Here is a 19651-nt window from a genome sequence, read left to right on the forward strand (position 1 = left end):
TCCCCGCTGGTCGAGCCTGTCGAGACCACCCCCAGCGGAGTCAGCAGGTCAGCGCTGCGCGACCTGTGTCGGCACGATCGGTGCGGGAAGATCCGACGCCCCCGCGAGGTATCGGTCCGCCGCAGCGGCCGCCGAGCGACCCTCCGCGATGGCCCACACGATCAGCGACTGTCCGCGCCCGGCATCGCCCGCGACGTACACGCCCTCCTGCCCGATGGCAGCGAAGTCGTTGTCGCGCTTGATGTTGCCGCGCTGGTCGTATTCGACGCCCAGCTTGTCGAGCAGGTCGGCGCGCTCGGGGCCGACGAAGCCCATGGCCAGCAGCACCAGATCGCATTCGAGCTCGAAGTCCGAGCCCTCGACCTTCTCGAACCGACCGTCGCGCATCGCAACCTCGTGGGCCTTGAGCGCGGTGACCTTGCCGTTCTCGCCGGTGAACTGCTCGGTGTTGACCGAGAACACACGCTCGCCACCCTCTTCGTGGGCAGATGACACGCGGTACATCAGCGGGTACGTCGGCCACGGGGTCTGCTCGGCGCGCTCGGTCGGCGGCTTGGGCATGATCTCGAACTGGTGCACAATCTCGGCACCCTGACGCAGCGACGTACCGAGGCAGTCGGCGCCGGTGTCGCCACCGCCGATGATGACGACCTTCTTGCCCTTGGCGCTGATCTGACCGTCGACGGTGTCGCCGAGCTGAATCCGGTTGGCCTGCGGCAAGAACTCCATCGCCTGGTGGATGCCGTCGAGCTCACGTCCGGGGATCGGCAGATCGCGACCGATCGTCGAACCCATCGCGAGCACGACGGCGTCGAAGTCCTCGCGAAGCTGTGCGACGGTGATGTCGACGCCCACGTTGACGCCTGGGCGGAAGACGGTGCCCTCGGCCCGCATCTGCTCGAGACGACGGTCGATGTGGCGCTTCTCCATCTTGAACTCGGGGATGCCGTAGCGCAGCAGTCCGCCGATGCGGTCGGCGCGCTCGTACACGTAGACCGTGTGGCCCGCGCGCGTGAGCTGTTGCGCCGCAGCGAGTCCCGCGGGACCCGAACCGACGACCGCAACCGATTTGCCGGTGCGCTCAGTCGGCAGCACCGGCTGCACCCAGCCGCTGTCGAAGGCGTTGTCGATCAACTCCACCTCGACCTGCTTGATGGTCACCGCGGGCTGGTTGATACCGAGCACGCACGACGCCTCGCACGGCGCCGGGCACAGACGACCCGTGAACTCCGGGAAGTTGTTGGTCGCGTGCAGGCGCTCGATGCCCTCTTTCCACTGATCCCGGTAGACGAGGTCGTTCCACTCCGGGATCAGATTGCCCAGCGGACAACCGTTGTGGCAGAACGGGATACCGCAGTCCATGCAGCGACTGGCCTGGGTCTGCAGCTCCGACTTGTCGAAGTCGTTGTAGACCTCTTTCCAGTCCATCAACCGCAGGTCGACCGGACGCCGCTCGGGCAGTTCACGCTCGGTGTGCTTGAGGAATCCTCTGGGGTCAGCCACGTGCGGCCTCCATGATCGCTTCGTTCACGTCTCGTCCGGACTTCTCTGCGGCGTCGATCGCGGCAAGCACGCGCTTGAAATCGCGCGGCATGACCTTGGCGAACGCCTGCTGGGTGTTCTCCCAATCGGCGAGAATCGCTGCGGCGACGGGCGACGCCGTCTCGCCACGATGCTCACCGATGATGCCGGACAAGAACTCGATGTCTTCGTCGTCGAGTGGTTCGAGGTCGACGAGTTCGGGGTTCAGGTTGGTGCCCAGCTTGTTCTCTGGGTCGTACACGTAGGCGATGCCGCCCGACATACCGGCCGCGAAGTTGCGCCCGGTGTCGCCGAGCACCACCACTCGTCCGCCGGTCATGTACTCGCAGCCGTGATCGCCGACGCCCTCGACCACCGCGGTGGCACCCGAGTTACGCACGCAGAAGCGCTCTCCGACTACGCCCCGCAGGAAGATCTTTCCCTTGGTGGCGCCGAAGCCGATCACGTTTCCGGCGATGATGTTGTCTTCTGCGACAAAGCCTTCCGGCGTTCCCGCCGGCGGCCGCACCACGATGCGTCCACCCGAGAGACCCTTGCCCACGAAGTCGTTGGCGTCGCCCTCGAGTCGAAGCGTGATGCCCTTCGGCACGAAGGCACCGAAGCTGTTGCCTGCGGAACCCTCGAAGTCGATGATGATCGTGCCCTCGGGAAGACCCTGTGCGCCATGCGTCTTGGTGACCTCATGGCCGAGCATCGTTCCGACGGTCCGGTTCACGTTGGTGATCTTCGACGTGAACGACACCCTGGTGCCGTGATCGATCGCCTCACGACTCTGCGCGATGAGTTGCTGGTCGAGCGCCTTCTCCAACCCGTGGTCCTGCACGCCGGAGCAGTACAGGTCCTGGTTCATGAACGGCGATTCGGGCGTCGACAAGATCGGCGACAGGTCGAGCTTGCCCGCCTTCGACGACTTCCAGTGTGCGAGCGCCTTTGTCGTGTCGAGCGCCTCGACGTGGCCGACAGCCTCCTGCAGGGTGCGGAACCCGAGGCGAGCGAGCAGTTCGCGTACCTCTTCGGCGATGAACATGAAGAAGTTCTCGACGAACTCCGGCTTGCCGGTGAAACGCTCACGCAGCAGCGGATTCTGGGTGGCGACGCCGACGGGGCAGGTGTCGAGATGGCAGACGCGCATCATGACGCAACCCGAGACGACGAGAGGCGCTGTCGCGAAGCCGAATTCCTCGGCTCCGAGCAGTGCACCGATGACGACGTCGCGTCCGGTCTTGAGCTGACCGTCGACCTGCACCGAGATGCGGTCCCGAAGTCCGTTCAGCAGCAGGGTCTGCTGCGTCTCGGCGAGACCGATCTCCCAGGGGGCACCCGCATGCTTCAACGATGTCAGCGGCGACGCACCGGTACCGCCGTCGTGGCCGGAGATCAGCACGACGTCGGCGTGTGCCTTCGACACACCCGCGGCGACCGTTCCGACGCCGAGCTCACTGACGAGCTTGACGTGTACGCGCGCCTGCGGATTGGCGTTCTTCAGATCGTGGATGAGCTGGGCGAGATCCTCGATCGAGTAGATGTCGTGGTGCGGGGGCGGCGAGATGAGGCCGACGCCCGGCGTCGAACCACGAACCTCGGCGACCCACGGGTACACCTTGTGCGGCGGAAGCTGGCCACCCTCACCGGGTTTCGCACCCTGCGCCATCTTGATCTGGATATCGGTGCAGTTGCTCAGGTAGTGCGAGGTGACACCGAAGCGTCCCGACGCGACCTGCTTGATCGCACTGCGACGCCAGTCACCGTTCTCGTCGTGATGGAAACGACGCGGATCCTCGCCGCCCTCACCGGAATTCGACCGTCCGCCGAGTCGGTTCATGGCGATGGCCAAGGTCTCGTGCGCCTCGGCCGAGATCGAACCGAAGCTCATCGCGCCGGTCGAGAAACGCTTGACGATCTCGCTCGCGGGTTCGACCTTGTCGATCGGGATCGGGTCACGATCGCCGAAGTTGAAGTCGAACAGTCCACGCAGAGTTGCCATTCGGGCCGACTGATCGTCGACCATCTTGGTGTACTCCTTGAACACCTTGTACTGACCGGTGCGCGTGGCGTGCTGAAGCTTGAACACGGTGTCCGGGTTGAACAGGTGGTATTCACCCTCGCGCCGCCACTGGTACTCGCCGCCGACCGGGAGCTCGCGATGTGCGCGCTCGGACGGACGGTCGTTGAATGCCAAGGCATGTCGCGTTGCGACGTCGGCGGCGATCTCGTCGAGTCCGACGCCTCCGAGCTGGCTGTTCATTCCGCTGAAGAACTCGTCGACGGCGTCCTGGTCGAGACCGATCACCTGGAAGAGCTGGGCGCCGGTGTACGAGGCGACCGTGGAGATGCCCATCTTGCTCATCACCTTGAGCACGCCCTTGCCCGCGGCCTTGATGTAGTTGTTGCGGGCGGTCTCGAATTCGATGTCGCCGAGCACTCCGCGCTCGACCATGTCCTCGATCGATTCGAAGGCCATGTACGGATTGACCGCTGCCGCACCGAATCCCACCAACGTGGCGACGTGGTGGACCTCGCGGCAATCACCCGATTCGACGATCAGGCCGACACGGGTGCGCTTGCGCTCGCGGACCAGGTGGTGGTGAACCGCGGCTGTCAGCAGCAACGACGGAATCGGTGCGAGCGTCTCGTCGGATTCCCTGTCGCTGAGCACGACGAGGCTCACGCCGTCGTCGATGGCAGCACTGACCTTGGCGCGGATCTCGTCGAGCGCCTTGCGCAGCCCGGCACCACCCTCGGACACCGGGTAGAGCCCGTGGATCTGGATGCTGCGGAAGTCGGGAAGCGCGTCATCCTCGTTGATCCGGACCAACTTGGCGAGTGTGTCGTTGTCGATCACCGGTGAGGGAAGCGAGATCTGGCGGCACGACTCCGGACCCGGATGCAGCAGATCGGCTTCGGACCCGATGGTCCCGCCGATGCTGGTGACGATCTCCTCGCGGATCGCATCGAGCGGCGGGTTGGTCACCTGCGCGAAAAGCTGCTGGAAGTAGTCGAACAGCATTCGCGGACGGGCCGACAACACCGCGATCGGGGTATCGGTACCCATCGAGCCGATGGCCTCGGCTCCGGTCTTCGCCATCGGCGCGACCAGCAGGTTGAGCTCCTCGGTGGTGTAACCGAACACCAACTGCCGCAACGTGACCCGGTGATGGGACATGTGCTCGTGCGGCAATGCTTTGACGTGGTCGATGTGGACGAGACCCTTTTCGAGCCACTCCGCGTACGGATGCTCGGCGGCGAGCTCGTCCTTGATCTCCTCGTCGTCGACGATGCGGCCCGCCTCGGTGTCGACGAGGAACATGCGGCCCGGCTGCAGGCGCAGCTTCTGCACGACGTCGGCCTGGTCGATGTCGAGCACGCCGACCTCGGAGGCCATCACGACGAGGCCGTCCTTTGTGACCCAGATTCGGCTGGGGCGCAGGCCATTTCGGTCGAGCACGGCGCCGACGACGGTGCCGTCGGTGAAGCAGACCGATGCCGGTCCGTCCCACGGCTCCATGAGCGACGCGTGGTACTCGTAGAACGCGCGGTGCTCCGGCTTCATCGCCTCTTGGCGTTCCCACGCCTCGGGGATCATCATCAGGACCGCGTGCGGCAGGCTGCGCCCACCGAGGTGCAGCATCTCGAGCACCTCATCGAAGCGTGCCGTGTCCGACGCTCCGGGAGTACACACCGGGAAGATCTTCTGCGCTGCGCCATCGCCGAACAGCGACGTGTCGATCAGCGCCTCACGGGCACGCATCCAGTTCTCGTTGCCGGTGACGGTGTTGATCTCGCCGTTGTGCGCGACCCGGCGGAACGGATGGGCGAGCGGCCACGACGGGAAGGTGTTCGTCGAGAAGCGCGAGTGCACGAGGCCGAGCGCGCTCTCCACCCGCGAGTCCTGCAGGTCGAGGTAGAACTCCCGCAGCTGCGGGGTGGTGAGCATGCCCTTGTAGACGAAGGTCGTGCCCGACAGGCTCGGGAAGTACACGGTCTCGCGGCCCGGGCCGTCGGCACCGGCACCCTTGTTGCCGAGTTCGTGCTGAACACGCTTGCGTACGACGAATGCCTTGCGCTCGAGCTCCATGCCCGAGGCACCGGCGAGGAACACCTGACGGAAGGTCGGCATCGCGTCGCGCGCGAGCGCACCGAGGCCGTTCTCGTTGGTGGGTACCTCGCGCCAGCCGAGCACGGTCAGACCTTCGGACTCGATGATCTTCTCGACGCCCTCGGCGGCGGTCGCGGCGTCGTTCGAGCCCTGCGGCAGGAAGGCGATACCGGTCGCGTAGCTGCCCTCGGCGGGCAGTTCGAAGTCGACAACCTCACGCAGGAAGCGGTCGGGCACCTGGATCATGATTCCGGCACCGTCGCCGGTGTTCGGCTCTGCGCCCGCAGCACCACGGTGCTCGAGGTTGATCAGCGCGGTGATCGCCTTGTCCACGATGTCGCGGCTGCGACGACCATGCATATCGACTACAAACGCAACACCGCACGCGTCGTGTTCGTTGGCCGGGTCATAGAGCCCAATGGGGCCTGGAGCGTGCTTCATGTATTCGCCTCACTAGGTGCGCGACGTTGCGCAGAGCTGTCACCCGTTTCGTCGTTGACAGCAGTCCTTCCGAGCCAACAGAATCCACCCTCATCGTGGGCTGACCTGGGCTGATCCTGTGATCACTCGGTGGCTGCCTCGTGCCAGCGCCGTTGCTGGCGGGGGTGCGCCGACCCTGAGATCGCGCTGACACCCCACTGCTTCATGAGCATTGTCGAATATTTTCTCACGGGGAGTACCCAGTATTGAAATCCGGCTACCACATCGCCGCTGATTGCGCAGGTTACGTGCAACAAACGGGACGTCGAACGCCTATCCTGAGTCGGTGGAATCGCTGGTGACTGCTGTGGTGATCGACGACCATCCGTTCTTCCGGGATGGCATCTCTCGCGGACTCACCCAGAGTGGCCGCGTTCGCGTGGTGGGCGAGGCAGGCGACGGCACCTCGGGCCTCGAACTCATTCGTGCTGACCTGCCGGACGTGGCCGTCGTCGACTATCAGATGCCGGGACTGACCGGCGTCGACGTCGCGCACGCGGTGACCAGGGACGGACTGCGGACAAGGGTCCTTATTCTCTCCGCTGTCACCCACGCGCCCATCGTCTTCGCCGCGCTGGAGAAGGGTGCTGCGGGGTATCTCAGTAAGGAATCGAGCCGCGACGAGATCGTCGGAGCCGTCACGCGGGTCGCCAAAGGCGAGACGGTGGTCCCCGCGGAGTTGGCCGCAGGGCTCGTCGGTGAGATCAGGTCGCATGCGCGCAACGACGGCCCAGCGCTCAGTGAGCGTGAACGCCAGGTACTCGAAGGCTTCGCTCGCGGCCTGTCGATCCCGCAGGTCGCAGGCGAGCTCTTCATCGGGGCGTCGACCGTCAAAACACATGCACAACACCTGTACGAGAAGCTCGGCGTGTCCGACCGCGCTGCCGCCGTCGCCGAGGCGATGCGTCGCGGACTCCTCGAATGACTCGACCCTCATTGTTCAGACGCCTGAGCTATGGACGCTCGGGCAACCCGGATGGCCAGGCGCCGCAGCTCGGCCTGACGGAGCTGATCGACGAGCCGCGCATCTCCGAGATCTTGATCGATTACGCACTTCTCGGCGTCCGAGTGCAGGTCGTGCTGCGCATGCTGCTCGCGATCTTCGTGCTGGCGACAGTGCTCCTCGATCCGCCGGCCGACGGCGCCGCGTTCTGCATCGTGGTCGCGGTGCTCTACGCCGTCTGGTGTCTCGCGGGTGTGCTGGCGGCCTCCCGAATACGGGTGGGCATGATCCGATTCGCTTGGCTCGCTTTGTTTGTCGACCTCGCTGTCCTCGTCGTGCTGATCGTCGTGGCGAGTCGTTCCGATCAGGTCAGTTGGACCTCGGATGTACTCGTCAACGGATTCGTGGCCATCCCGATGATCGCCGCGACGCAACTGCGCCCCAGAGTCTGTGCGCTCGTGGTGATCCCGACCGTCGTCGTCTACTTCCTCGCGAGCGCTCTGGCCCGTGTCCCCAACGGCGAACCGTGGTCGCTGATCGCGATGCGCACGCTTGTCGTCGCGATCCTCGCACTGGGCAGCGTGATGCTCTCGACCGTTCAGCGCTCACGAGTGTCGACGATCGGATCTCTTGCGGCACAACGTGCTCGGCTTCTCGACGAGACCGTCCGCATCGAGGAACGCGAACGTCGCGACCTCGCCGAGCACCTCCACGACGGCGCGTTGCAGTACGTGCTCGGCGCGCGGCAGGAACTCGATGCCGCGCGCGACGGCACAGATCCCGACGCTCTCGGACGGGTCGACACAGCGCTTCGGGAGGCGTCGAGGCTACTGCGCTCGACGTTGGGCGAACTCCATCCCGCCGTACTCGAACAGGGAGGACTCGCCACTGCGGTCACCGACCTCGCGGCCTCGGTCGAACAGCGTGCCCCGCTGACGATCTCGGTGGACACCGTCGGCTGGCCGAGCGATCTGCGCACCACGTCCGATCCCATGCTGTTCGCAACCGCACGCGAGCTGCTGACCAACGTGGTCAAGCATGCCGACGCCCACGCCGTCGAACTGTCAGTCGAATTCGACGACGGCACAGCTCGTGTGGTTGTTGTCGACGACGGACGCGGTGTCGACGAGTCGGCCCTCGATCGTCGCGTCGCCGAGGGACACATCGGACTTGTCTCGCGTCGGGTGCGCCTCGAGCAACAGGGCGGCTCGTTGACCGTCACCCGACGTCCCGGCGGTGGGACGGCCGCGATCGCCGAGGTTCCGGTGGTCGACGCCGGAGCGCGTGCTCAGTCGAACGTCGACCCGCGCTCAGAGCCGTAACCCTGCCGGTCCGGACGCTCCGCGAGCCGACGGTCGAGGGCTATCGGCCAATCGAGCGCGACCTGTTCGTCCAGTGCCGCAAGACGTTCGACGATCGGCGGCTGTTGGTCCGCGCCGCACTGTGCCGCGACGGTCTCGTAGAGCGCACGCAGTCGTCGATGCACCTGGGCCTGGCCGTGACTGTGCCTACGGATCTCATCGGTGCCGATCGCGACATAGTCCGCCCACGTCCGTCGATAGCCGCGCACCGCAGGCGAACGTCGAACCGCGTCCGCGTGGACACGAGGCGCAAGCATCAGCAGCATGTCCTCGATGTGGTCGAGCGCCAACACCACGGTGCTCGGATCATTGCCCGCGGTCGAGATCGCCTTGAGCGCAATGTCTGAAATAGCCTGCAGCGCAGCGACAGGACTCACCGACGGCTGGTGCATATCGCCGAAGAGCAAGCACCGCAACACTTTGTGCTCGGGCACCGGCCCGCCTCGAGGGTTGCCGACCACCGCGATCACGCCGACGTTGTGCGGCACGTTGTCGCCGACCATCACCAGCAGATCGAATCTCACACCCCAGGCCGCCGCGTACCGTTCCAACATCGGCACGTTCACCGCGAGCAACACCCGACCCCGAGAACCTATCTCGCGCAACATGATCACGTGACGTGACTCTTCGTCGAGAGCGGTGTCAGGCGTGGGTGCCACGTTCGGCACCTGGGTCTCGAGCGACTCCTCCGGGTACAGCCGGCGGATCGACGCACGACCGTCCGCAGCGATCCATCGCATCAACTGCGCAACGTTCAGAACCGCGCCGACCTTGCTGACCAGCGCGACGAACAGGATCGCCGACACCACCGTCAGGAAGGCCGCAATCGCCGTCGAAGCTCCAGGAGTCCCGTCATCGGGGCCGGTCAAAGCGAGATCCATCGCCACCATCACGCTGAACACGAATGTGGCAAGGAAGAACCCGACAGACCAGCGCATCACCGGCTCACGCTGCAGCATGGGGATGACGCGAACCGAGATCTGCGACGCCCCGAACTGCATCGCGAGCGTCACCGCGGTGAAAACGAGGCCCGTCAAAGTGGCTGTGGCCCCGGCGATCACGCCGAGTACGGTCGCCAAGGTTCCCGAGTCGACGTCGAGACCGAGGTTCTCGTCGATCGTGATGCACAGCAGCGCCGCGACGATCGCGATTAACACGAGGATCACCGGCAGTCGCCACGTGGGGACCACACGAAGCCGATGTCGCACCCGACGCCAACGCACGGCTGTCGCGGCTCTGCTCGGAAGCGCGACGCCACCCGGAGCCGCCGCAACAACCTCGGGCACCGGGTCGGGCGGCAGATCTGGGACACCGAATCGGCCCGCGAGCGCCTCCTGCACCACGATCTTCCACCGAATGAGCGGTTCCCGAAGCCGCTGTTCGCGTCGGACCGCTTTGTCGTACTTGCCTTCTCGGCTGCGGTAGAACCAACGCGCCCACGGTGACGCCGGGCGCGCGATGCGAATGGCGCCGACCACCAGGAGAACCGGAAAGAACATACCGACCAGTCCGGTCCACAGCTTTCCCTTGGCGAGAGTGATCGCCGCCAACACGACATTCACCACGATGCCGAGCATGACAACGATCCGCGCCGTCACGTTCGGATCATCGCGGAACTCGTCGGCCGCAGACGTCAGGTCGAGTGGCCGAAAGCCCATCAGGAACAACGCGCCGATCGCGATGGCGACGAACACCGCGTCGACCGACGCCCGACCCTCCTTCTCCCAGTACACGTCTCGCAGATGCAGGATGAGCGCGAACTCGTCGAGGACGAGGGCACAGCCGATTCCGAAGAGAGCCGCGAGCACGCAGTCTGCGATCGGAGTATCGAAGCGAGAGACCGCGACCAGCCCGAATCCCGACAACACCATGACGATCACGCCGAAGAACTCGTGGTGCAGGTGGAGTCCGCCCGGCGCGACATTGCCTGGCCACCAGCGCACTTCCGCACGAATCAGGCGAACGCTGATCCGGATGAAGATGAACGTCGCTATGAATGCGATCAAGAACAAGAACAGGGGAAGACGACCGGTCTCCACGATCGATCTGTGGAACCAGGTCATCTCAATGCCCTCGGCCGGGCGCACACCGTGTCGATGGAGTGAGCCTACCGGCGAGCAGTCGGGAAGACGGCCGGATCAGCAACGACGACGAGGTCCGCGACCGGTGCGGTCGCGGACCTCGTCGTGCCTGAGTAGGTCGTGTGGGAGCAGGTCACGCAGCCGCCTGGCTCGCTGGTGTGATGATGCCGCTTCCGGTCGGGGTCGACGGCTGAGCAGGCGAGATGCTGCCCGTGGGCGTCGACGGCTGAGCAGGGGTCACGTTGTTGCCCGGCGTCGACGGTTGGGCGGGCGACACATTGTTACCCGGCTGCGACGGCACAGCAGGCGAGACATTGTTGGTCGGAGTCGACGGCACAGCAGGTGAGACGTTGTTGCCCGGCTGCGACGGCACGGCAGGTGACACGTTGTTACCCGGCTGCGACGGGACAGCGGGCGACACGTCGTTACCCGGCTGCGACGGCACTGCGGGAGACACCGTGCCGGCGCCGTCGGACTGCGAGCCACCGCCACTCGTCGACGAGTTGCTATAGGGCGTCGTCGCGGCATGCGAGGTGCCGCTGTGGCCCATTGCCGTCACGCCGAGGCCGATTCCGATGGCCGCGATGATCAGTGCGAGTCCGGCGATGACGCCGACGATCACGTTCTTGCGCTTGGGAGCAGATGCTGTGGCTGCACTGCCGGTGGCGCCGATGCTGGGGTCCTGTGTTGTGGTGAACATGGCTACTTCTCGATTTCCCGGTCTCGCGGCCGATCTGGTGTTTTTCTTTCGACACCAATGAGTTTCGGCCTGATTCCCGCGGGCTCACATCCACCGCAAGGCCGATTGGCCGGGTGATGAGCGCATCCACCGATCGGCGGATGCAAAGACCCGGAGCTCGCCGAACGTCGTGCCTCGGCGATGACTTTCCGGACGACGTCGGGTCTGCCCTCCGTCGACCCGCCAACATCAGGAGCACACCATGGGGATCATTCAGATCGAACTGTTCACCACACTCGACCTCGTCGGACAGTCACCTGGAGGACCGGAAGAGGATCCCGATGATTTCGACTTCGGAGGCTGGCAAGCACCGCTACTGAACGAAACGTCGGGCGCTCAGGTCGTCGCCGCGTACGCCGAGACCGACGCTCTGCTTCTGGGCCGACGGACCTACGACATCTTCGCCGACTACTGGCCGCATCAGGACGACGAGTTCGGCGCCTTGTTCAACAGGATTCCGAAGTACGTTGCCTCGCGCGGTTCGGCCGACCTGACATGGGATGGCTCAACACAACTCGGCCCCGACCTTCCGGCGGCGATCGGCGAAATCCGTGACCGCCATCAGCACGTCACGGTCGTCGGCAGCCTCGATCTGGTCCAAACCCTCTTGTCCGAGAGACTCTTTGACCGCCTTGACCTCTGGGTCCACCCCATTCTCCTGGGCAGCGGCAAACGCATCTTCGACGCCGGGACGGTGCCCGCGAATCTCAGACTCGTCGACCCTCCCGTCGCGAGTCCGAGTGGCACGGTGTTCCTGCGCTACGAACTCGCCGACGGCGTGCCCGCCACCGGCGACATGTCGCAGCGCTGACGACTCGACCGGGGCGGCCTGCTTGCGGCCACCCCGGTCGAGGAATCACTGACGTTGCTAAACGACGTGGTTATGAACCGAAGCTCGGGAACTCGATCGAGCCGTTTCCGCCGGAGACCTTGAAGTTGGTCGTGCAGCTGTTGAACGTCACCTCGTCGACGTTGACCTTCGCATCAGCCGTGCCACCGGGCTGACTGGAGATTCCGTACAGATCGACGACGGCCTTCTTGCCGTCCGAGTTCGCGGCGGCGATGAGGGCCGACAGCGATGCGTTCTGCGCGGCTGGGATGTTGCCCAGCTTGCGGGTCGCCCACCACTGGTTCGACGACGTCGCGTCGGCCTTGCCCGCTCCGATAGGAGCTCCCCACACGAGCGTGGCGAATCCGCTCGACGTGCCGGTGTTCGCGCCCGTGATGCGGATCTGCCAGTTGGCATTGCCGTTCGACTTCTGGAATGTGAGCGCGCTGCCGTTGAGATCGGCGAGCGGCAGTTGGCCCGCCGAGTGGTACGACGCCTGGCGCTTGGTCGATGCCGAGGTCGCGAACTCCAGCGAGCCGTCGTTGTCGGAGGCCACTCCAGCGGTGATCTTGCCTGCCTGACCTCTTTCGTCGGGCACGGTGTTGCCCCAACCGTTCGAGTTCGACGGGGTGGCGACCTTGGCGCAGTTGAACGCCGGTGCGGCCGATGCCGTACCCGGCAGTGCGAACGAGACGGCTCCCGCCGCGGCCGCGATGGCAACTGCACAACTGATCTTGCGGTTCATTCTTGTAAATCCTCTGTTCTAGCTTTGTGTCCCCGACCACATCGTCGATGACGACGTGAGAAAGCTAGCAGATCAAATGACCAACACTCACAGTGACCTCGCAGTTCGGACCCTTCGGGCGACTCGGACAGCAGCCCTCGCCGAAGAACAGACCGCTGTCAGACGCCGACCGCGGCGCCGGTCAGCGGTGGGTTCGCCGCGAGAACGGCATTTTCCTCATCACTGAAAGCCCTTGCACGAGAGAGGAATCGAACCCCTTCCGGCGCCTCGAGACTGAATCCGGCGCCGCGACCCTTCACGACGTCGAGGATCAACTGGGTGTGCTTCCACAACTCGAACTGGTCGCCGTTGATCCAGACCCGCACGTCGGGCAGGGGCTCGGGCAGTTCGATGGTTCCGACGAGGACGTCGCGCTGGCCGACCCGATAGTCACCGACGGGGTAACACATCGGCGCCGAACCGTCGCAGCATCCGCCGGACTGGTGAATCATGAGCCCGCCGTGCAGCTCCGACAACTTGGTCAGGAGCTGCACGGCGGCGTCTGTGGCGATCACACGATCAGGCACCGCTCCGTCCGCGGCCGCTGAGGCCGACGTCGACGGGGTTGATTCTGTACTGCTCATCGTTTACCTCTCACTGTGATCTGAACCACAGAGTAGTCGCTGTTCTGTTGCAGGCGCGTTGCACACGACGAACGCCGCCACACAACCTGAAAAAGGTTGCGTGGCGGCGTCGACGTGCCTGCCGTCAGGATCAGAAGAAGCCCTTGGCGTTCTGCGCGTAGCCCACCAGCAGGTTCTTGGTCTGCTGGTAGTGCTCGAGCATCATCAGGTGGGTCTCGCGGCCGATACCGGACTGCTTGTAGCCACCGAACGCGGCGTGTGCCGGGTAGTCGTGGTAGGTGTTCGTCCACACGCGTCCGGCCTGGATCTCGCGGCCTGCGCGGTAGGCGGTGGCACCGTCACGGCTCCACACGCCCGCGCCCAATCCGTAGAGGGTGTCGTTGGCGATGTGGATGGCGTCGGCGTAGTCCTTGAAGGTCGTGACGGCCAGCACCGGACCGAAGATCTCCTCCTGGAAGATGCGCATGTTGTTCTGTCCGGAGAAGACGGTCGGCTTGATGTAGTAGCCGCCCTCGAGGTCGCCACCGAGGTGAGCAGCCTCGCCACCGATGAGGACCTTGGCACCCTCGTCCCGGCCGATCGCGAGGTACGACTGGATCTTCTCGTACTGATCGTTCGACGCCTGCGCACCCATCATGGTCTCGGTGTCGAGGGGGTTGCCCTGCTTGATCTTCGAGACACGGTCGACGGCCTTCTCGATGAAGTCGTTGTAGATGTCCTCCTGGATGAGGGCGCGACTCGGGCAGGTGCACACCTCGCCCTGGTTGAGCGCGAACATCGAAAAGCCCTCCAGCGCACGGTCGAAGAAGCCGTCGTCGGCAGCCATCACGTCGTTGAAGAAGATGTTGGGGCTCTTGCCGCCGAGTTCGAGGGTGACCGGGATCAGGTTCTCCGAGGCGTACTGCATGATCAGACGGCCGGTCGTGGTCTCACCGGTGAACGCGATCTTGCGGATGCGGTTGCTCGACGCGAGCGGCTTGCCCGCCTCGACACCGAAGCCGTTGACCACGTTGATGACGCCGGCGGGGAGGATGTCGGCGATCAGACTCATCACGTACAGGATCGACGCCGGGGTCTGCTCCGCAGGCTTGAGGACAACGGCGTTGCCCGCGGCGAGAGCGGGTGCGAGCTTCCACACGGCCATCAGGATCGGGAAGTTCCACGGGATGATCTGGCCGACGACGCCGAGCGGCTCGTGGAAGTGGTAGGCGACGGTGTCCTCGTCGACCTCCGAGATCGAGCCCTCCTGAGCACGCAGAGCGCCCGCGAAGTAGCGGAAGTGATCGATTGCCAGCGGGATGTCGGCGGCGAGGGTCTCACGGACAGCCTTGCCGTTGTCCCAGGTCTCGGCGACGGCGATCTTTTCGAGGTTCTCCTCGAGGCGGTCTGCGATACGCAGCAGCACCAGCGCGCGCTCCGCGACAGCCGTCTTGCCCCATCCCGGAGCGGCCTTGTGCGCTGCGTCGAGCGCGAGGTCGATGTCCTCGGCGGTCGAGCGCGCGACCTCGCAGAAGGTCTTGCCGTCGACGGGCGACGGGTTCTCGAAGTACTGCCCCTTCACGGGCGGGACCCACTGTCCGCCGATCCAGTTGTCGTAGCGGGACTCGAAGGACATCACCGAGCCGTCGGTACCCGGCTTTGCGTAGACAGTCATTGTGTAGCTCCTCAGTGCCATTTTCTCGTTGCCACACAAGCCACTCGATAGGCCGTGTGTGATCTGTTGCACACACTAGGAGCAAAGTGGTTGCAGCCACGTTGCAGTCACGTTTGCAACGTTGCGGCGTCGCATCGTCGCAGTTCAGAGCACTGAATCAGAACGGCAGCTCGGCCACTGCCATGGCCTTCGTGACGTCTCCGGTAAGCGAGACATCTGCCGGATCGATGACGAGGCAGCGGTCGCTCTCCGAGAAATCGAGCTCGTCGAACTCCACCCAGAGGACGCTGGGTGCGGTGGTCAGCTCGAAGAAGTACCGCCGGTTGGTCAGGTCGGCGACCGTGCGGTACTCGGTGTTGTACAGACCGAAACCCTCGTACGGTGCGCCGAACGGAATCGAGACATTCCGCGCGATGGCCAGCACTCCCGCGACAGCCTCCCGAGCTCCGGTCGGATGCGGGAGGATCTTGGTGAAGTAACTCGCTCGTTGGAAACGCGCCACCGGATTGACATTGCCGTCGAGCGGAATCCGGTCATTGGGAGCCGAGAAGTCCTCCTGCTCCAGGAGTCTCAGCTGCTCTCGATACGGTGGCTCGTTGGTCAGGACCGTGTATCGACGATCACGGTGAACCCGAACGGTGCCGTCGAGTACCTCGACGATCGCGGAGTCTCCGGTGGCGTCCTCGATGGCGAGGTGGGTCTTGGCCTTGTGGCCCTCAGCGGACATCATGACGATCTGGACCTCGTCGAGCAGGTCCACCGCCTCGGCGACGGTAGCCGCCTGGTCGAGGAGATACTGAGTCCACAAATGCGCTCCCACTGCCGGCTTGCGCAGATCACGCTCACCGAAGTCAGCATTCTCCAAGTAGAGAAGGTGTGCGCCGAAGCCACGCTCATTCATGCCGTCCGCGGTTCCGACGCCGTAGATCGTCGTGACGACCGAACCGTACTTCGACGTCCAGCGAGCACCGTTCTCAGCGATCTCTTCCCCGCCTGCAAGCGCACCGTCGCGCGCGATTCCACGTGGCATCGCGGTGATCACCGGCATCGTGGTGTCGGGCCAATCCATGGTGCGCGCTACGACGTACGGCTCGCTCTTGTTCCACAGGATTCGTGTGCACATCGGTCAGCCCTCGGTAGCGAATCGCAGGAGCCCGGCAGCGGAGACACCGTCGGGTAGATCGTCGGACCGCACGCTCATCACACGGGCACCGGTACCCAGTGCGGCCCGCGCGATCTCCTCGAGGACATCGAGGTCGTCTGCAGGGTCGAGGACCAGCGCGCCGCCGATGTCGATGTGGCCGGCAACGTGGGCGTTCATGTCGATGATGACGGTGTCGACCTGCCCAAAGGTTGCCGCTCGGGCAAGTTCGGCCAGGTCGGTGACCGCTCTACCCGAATTGCGTCGTTCCTTGAAAGTGGTACGCAGCTCATCGAGGCTCGCTTCGTTGAGCTGGTCGAGCACGACCCTGGTTTCGGCGGCGATCTCGGCGTCGGTCATCTCGTCGGGATTTCCCCGCAGCGGAGCCGCGACGACGTGCCGGTATCCGCTCAGGTTGGTGAAGATCGCCGCGAGTGGCTGCGTCGCGGCCACGACAAGTGGCAGCGACGCAGCGTTCAGTGTCGGACGAATCGCATGGTCGACCGCACGCGCATACTGCGTCAGCCGCACCTTGCGGCCCTCGTCTCCGTGCAACCTGCCGTACGGAGACCGTCCACCGATCGAGCGCAGACCCACTGCCTTCTCGGCGCTGCGCGGCATGTCGGACACGGTCACCTCCCTCGGCGGCTCGTCAGCCGAGATCTCGATCAGCCGGGCGCCGTTCTGCGACAGCGCGAGTGTGTAAGCGTCGTTCGGAAAGGTCGTCGCACGCAGTAGCGGAGTGATGGTGAACCGGTCGGCCAGAGTCGCATAGGACTCGAAGGAGTTGGGGAGCCGGAACTCGACTATGCCCTTCGACGAGACGAAGATCGCGAGGCTCCGACCGAGATGTTCCCAGAACTCGTCGTCGTCGAGCAGGGTGTTCATCATTTCTTCGATCGGCCAGACATCTCGCTTATCGGCACGCCCGTACATCTCGAGCAGCACCGGCTCCCAGAGACCGCGCGCGGCCAAGCGGTTGGAATCGGCGTCGATGCCGCCCGGGGTAGTGGGAACGTAGAGCGTTGCGCTGAGTGGGTCGCGTGCCGCCGCAAGGTGCTCGATGTCGTGGGGCGTGGGCATATCGAGATGCATGAGGACCAACTCCGGGAGAAGTAGACGATGGCAATGCGTGCGCGCCCGAGCAACGACCGGCGACGCACGCCCAGCAGAACGTTAGTGCGACAGCGATCGACTCCGGTATCCCCGCTTCTAGGGGATCGCGACCATTCACCCAACCGACGAGCTGAGAACCCGCCTCTCCCGTCAGATACGGGAGAGGATCTTTCCGCAGTCTGCGAGGACGATCTGCTCGACTCCGCTCGCGGTGGGCATGACCACGGTTGCCGCGGCAGCGCGCCCATCCGGCAACACCCGGATCGTCACCTTCCCGGACTCAACAGATGCGATCAATCGCGCCAGGCTGATCGCCAGATCGTCGGAGATCGCATCCCCGTCGGTGTTCGGCTCGCCAAGCAGCACGACCGCGACGTCACGTTCTCGCAGCCGCTCGATCTGGTCGATCAGCAGGCGATTGTGCGCTCGTGGAACCCTGATCCTGTCGCGTAGCGCCGCTTCCAGTCTCACGATGTCGTTGCGAAAGCGCTCATCGATCTCGTCGCCCGCGGCGAGTCGAGTCAGGATGGGCTCGACAACAGTCCTGATCTCACTGAGGTCCTTCCGGGAATCGTGCGCCGCTCGAGCGAGCGCATCCTCGAATATCCGCTCGGATTGACTGCGATGCATCCGTTCGCGACGGACAATCGACCGCAGTACCAGCCTCCAGACGACGGCTGCCATGACGCATCCGATGGGAATGCCCAGTGCATCGGCAAGCTGGTGCTGAGAAAGGTCGTGAAGTGCTGACCACGCGATGATGCAGCCGATGAACAACGCGCTGCCCAGTGCACCGATTCGCGGGTTGCCACGCGGTATCAGGAAGGCGACGAGGTACGCGCCGAACGTCAGGCCCCACGTCTCCCCGGACAGCGGCGAGGCGGCGAGAGAGGTCATGCCGACGAGCAATGCGATCGGCACCAACGCGAGCGCTGGACCGGGACGCAGTGGCCCCGGTGTCGGGGTGGTCAGTAGCAGAGCACCTACCAGTGCAGCGGCGAAGACGACGAGAGTCTTGGGATCGAACACAGAGTCGGGTGAGTCGATTACGACAAGTGCGACCCCGGTGGACCACAGGAGCAGAAAACTCCATCTCGCAGGCCACGTGGCAAGCCCACCAGCGCGGGTGTTGCCGGTCGTCAGGTTGGGCATCGCAAGACCACCTCCGTACCGGCGTTAGGCGCGGACCTGATGGTTGCGGTTCCACCTAGTCGATTCATGCGCCCGGCAATACTCTCGGTCAGACCGAAGCCGGCGGCCTGCCCATCAGGATCGAACCCACACCCGTCGTCGCGGATCGCCATGCGCACGCGGGCATCGGAGATGGCGACAAGAACTTCGCGACGCGCCGACGGCCCCGCGTGACGCACGCTGTTGCGCACTGCCTCGAGAGCGGCGCGCGCCGTCTCCTCTGCGACGTCGAGAGCGACGGTGTCCGCCTCTATCCGTGTGGCGATAGCGATCTCCGGATCGGCACGTTTCAGCGCTCGTGACAGTCGTCCCATGGCTTCGTGGGTATCAATCCGACCCGCGGTGACCGGTCTGTCGTCGGCGAGCGCCCCGTCGAGAATGCACTTGGCCTGGTGCGCCTGCTCGCGCAGGACGGGTGGTGGCGAATCACCGACGAGAAGGGCAGCCGACAAGGTGGACAGGATTTCGTCGTGCACAAGCCTGGTCATCTCGACGCGCTTCTCCGACGTCGCGGCAGCGTCGAATGCGCGGCGACGTTGTCGTCGAACCTCCGACTCGGCACGACTGAGCCGTTCGAGCTGTGTGCGCAGCCCGATGAACACCACCACATACACCAGGTTTCCCAGCGCATCAAAGGTGCTGTGGGCGATCCCGTGCGGGATGGCACCGAACACGACGAAGGAGCTCAGCGCGGGCGTGGCCGACACGAACAGCGCGGCGACCACCGCATATGCAGGGCGCACAACAAGCGGCAGAAGTGTGATGACCGCCGGCTCGACAGTCCAGAGCCACGGGACCGCGGTAGCGCGTTCAGTCCCGAAGTAGGCAACGCACCAAGAAGCTTGAAGCGCCCAGAACAATGCCGGAACCACACGCCAAGCGATCCACAGCACCGACGGCGCGAGCATCCTGCCGAAGCAGGCGAGAATCACCACACACCCGCATACGACGAGTCCGCCGAAGTTCCACCACGTCGCGACCTCGGCGGCATCCGAGTAGACGAAGACAGTTTGATCGAGCAGCAAAATGACGCCACCAATGGCGATCAACCATCCCAGCGTCCGATTCGTCTGTGTGATCGTCAGCCCTTCGGGCTGCAGAAATGCGGCG

At 64.7% G+C, this 19651-nt stretch carries 14 protein-coding genes; 3 read left to right on the forward strand and 11 right to left on the reverse strand.

What is annotated here, in order from left to right; genetic code table 11:
- Positions 1-48: 48 nt before the first annotated feature.
- The gene (locus ABW18_RS17545) at positions 49-1503 is read right to left on the reverse strand and encodes a glutamate synthase subunit beta (protein ID WP_049700255.1); all 1455 of its coding nucleotides are present in this window, start codon (positions 1501-1503) and stop codon (positions 49-51) included.
- Positions 1496-6079, reverse strand: coding sequence for a glutamate synthase large subunit (gene gltB, locus ABW18_RS17550; RefSeq protein WP_049700256.1), 4584 nt, complete (start codon positions 6077-6079; stop codon positions 1496-1498). Before gltB ends, ABW18_RS17545 begins: the two co-directional genes overlap by 8 nt.
- Before the next feature lie 325 nt (positions 6080-6404).
- On the opposite strand from gltB, the gene ABW18_RS17555 reads away from it, so the two are divergent.
- Both ABW18_RS17555 and ABW18_RS17560 read left to right on the forward strand, forming a co-directional pair.
- On the forward strand, positions 6405-7043 hold the full coding sequence (locus ABW18_RS17555; RefSeq protein ID WP_049700257.1) for a response regulator: 639 nt from the start codon (positions 6405-6407) through the stop codon (positions 7041-7043).
- Positions 7040-8383 (forward strand): sensor histidine kinase, encoded by a 1344-nt coding sequence (locus tag ABW18_RS17560; RefSeq protein ID WP_152930129.1) that lies wholly within the window; start codon positions 7040-7042, stop codon positions 8381-8383. The genes ABW18_RS17555 and ABW18_RS17560 overlap by 4 nt, the downstream gene beginning before the upstream one ends.
- On the opposite strand, the gene ABW18_RS17565 is transcribed toward ABW18_RS17560, so the two are convergent.
- Both ABW18_RS17565 and ABW18_RS17570 read right to left on the reverse strand, forming a co-directional pair.
- A complete protein-coding gene (locus ABW18_RS17565; protein WP_049700324.1) occupies positions 8350-10485 on the reverse strand; it encodes a DUF2254 family protein in 2136 nt (711 codons plus the stop codon). The genes ABW18_RS17560 and ABW18_RS17565 overlap by 34 nt on opposite strands.
- Positions 10486-10636: 151 nt before the next feature.
- The gene (locus ABW18_RS17570; RefSeq protein WP_049700258.1) at positions 10637-11203 is read right to left on the reverse strand and encodes a hypothetical protein; all 567 of its coding nucleotides are present in this window, start codon (positions 11201-11203) and stop codon (positions 10637-10639) included.
- A 241-nt stretch (positions 11204-11444) separates the two neighbouring features.
- Between ABW18_RS17570 and ABW18_RS17575 the strand changes: the two genes are divergently transcribed.
- Positions 11445-12053 carry a dihydrofolate reductase family protein gene (locus tag ABW18_RS17575; RefSeq protein ID WP_049700259.1) on the forward strand — a complete coding sequence of 203 codons (609 nt, stop codon included), beginning with the start codon at positions 11445-11447 and terminating at the stop codon, positions 12051-12053.
- Between the two features lie 70 nt (positions 12054-12123).
- Here the strand turns inward: ABW18_RS17575 and ABW18_RS17580 are convergent, their stop codons facing one another.
- The 7 genes from ABW18_RS17580 to ABW18_RS17610 form a co-directional block, all read right to left on the reverse strand.
- A complete protein-coding gene (locus ABW18_RS17580; protein WP_049700260.1) occupies positions 12124-12816 on the reverse strand; it encodes a hypothetical protein in 693 nt (230 codons plus the stop codon).
- Positions 12817-12974: 158 nt separating this feature from the next.
- Complete coding sequence (locus ABW18_RS17585; RefSeq protein ID WP_049700261.1) at positions 12975-13439, reverse strand: DUF779 domain-containing protein; 465 nt, start codon at positions 13437-13439, stop codon at positions 12975-12977.
- Positions 13440-13569: 130 nt separating this feature from the next.
- A complete protein-coding gene (exaC, locus tag ABW18_RS17590; RefSeq protein ID WP_049700262.1) occupies positions 13570-15093 on the reverse strand; it encodes an acetaldehyde dehydrogenase ExaC in 1524 nt (507 codons plus the stop codon).
- A gap of 157 nt (positions 15094-15250) precedes the next feature.
- Positions 15251-16216, reverse strand: coding sequence for a linear amide C-N hydrolase (locus ABW18_RS17595; RefSeq protein ID WP_049700263.1), 966 nt, complete (start codon positions 16214-16216; stop codon positions 15251-15253).
- A gap of 3 nt (positions 16217-16219) precedes the next feature.
- Positions 16220-17317 (reverse strand): baeRF11 domain-containing protein, encoded by a 1098-nt coding sequence (locus ABW18_RS17600; RefSeq protein ID WP_152930130.1) that lies wholly within the window; start codon positions 17315-17317, stop codon positions 16220-16222.
- A gap of 183 nt (positions 17318-17500) precedes the next feature.
- Positions 17501-18502, reverse strand: a complete 1002-nt coding sequence (locus ABW18_RS17605; RefSeq protein WP_152930131.1) for a hypothetical protein — start codon at positions 18500-18502, stop codon at positions 17501-17503.
- Positions 18490-19590, reverse strand: a complete 1101-nt coding sequence (locus ABW18_RS17610; protein ID WP_049700266.1) for a sensor histidine kinase — start codon at positions 19588-19590, stop codon at positions 18490-18492. The genes ABW18_RS17605 and ABW18_RS17610 overlap by 13 nt, the downstream gene beginning before the upstream one ends.
- Positions 19591-19651: the final 61 nt, after the last annotated feature.

Source organism: Gordonia jacobaea, assembly GCF_001186365.1.
Lineage (GTDB): Bacteria > Actinomycetota > Actinomycetes > Mycobacteriales > Mycobacteriaceae > Gordonia > Gordonia jacobaea.

Bases quoted from the DNA above. Each gene is read 5' to 3' on its own strand.
- ABW18_RS17585 (WP_049700261.1), bottom strand. From the start codon at position 13,439: ATGAGCAGTACAGAATCAACCCCGTCGACGTCGGCCTCAGCGGCCGCG.
- ABW18_RS17580 (WP_049700260.1), bottom strand. From the start codon at position 12,816: ATGAACCGCAAGATCAGTTGTGCAGTTGCCATCGCGGCCGCGGCGGGA.
- ABW18_RS17570 (WP_049700258.1), bottom strand. From the start codon at position 11,203: ATGTTCACCACAACACAGGACCCCAGCATCGGCGCCACCGGCAGTGCA.
- ABW18_RS17560 (WP_152930129.1), top strand. From the start codon at position 7,040: ATGACTCGACCCTCATTGTTCAGACGCCTGAGCTATGGACGCTCGGGC.
- ABW18_RS17595 (WP_049700263.1), bottom strand. From the start codon at position 16,216: ATGTGCACACGAATCCTGTGGAACAAGAGCGAGCCGTACGTCGTAGCG.
- ABW18_RS17575 (WP_049700259.1), top strand. From the start codon at position 11,445: ATGGGGATCATTCAGATCGAACTGTTCACCACACTCGACCTCGTCGGA.
- ABW18_RS17565 (WP_049700324.1), bottom strand. From the start codon at position 10,485: ATGACCTGGTTCCACAGATCGATCGTGGAGACCGGTCGTCTTCCCCTG.
- ABW18_RS17600 (WP_152930130.1), bottom strand. From the start codon at position 17,317: ATGCCCACGCCCCACGACATCGAGCACCTTGCGGCGGCACGCGACCCA.
- exaC (WP_049700262.1), bottom strand. From the start codon at position 15,093: ATGACTGTCTACGCAAAGCCGGGTACCGACGGCTCGGTGATGTCCTTC.
- gltB (WP_049700256.1), bottom strand. From the start codon at position 6,079: ATGAAGCACGCTCCAGGCCCCATTGGGCTCTATGACCCGGCCAACGAA.
- ABW18_RS17605 (WP_152930131.1), bottom strand. From the start codon at position 18,502: ATGCCCAACCTGACGACCGGCAACACCCGCGCTGGTGGGCTTGCCACG.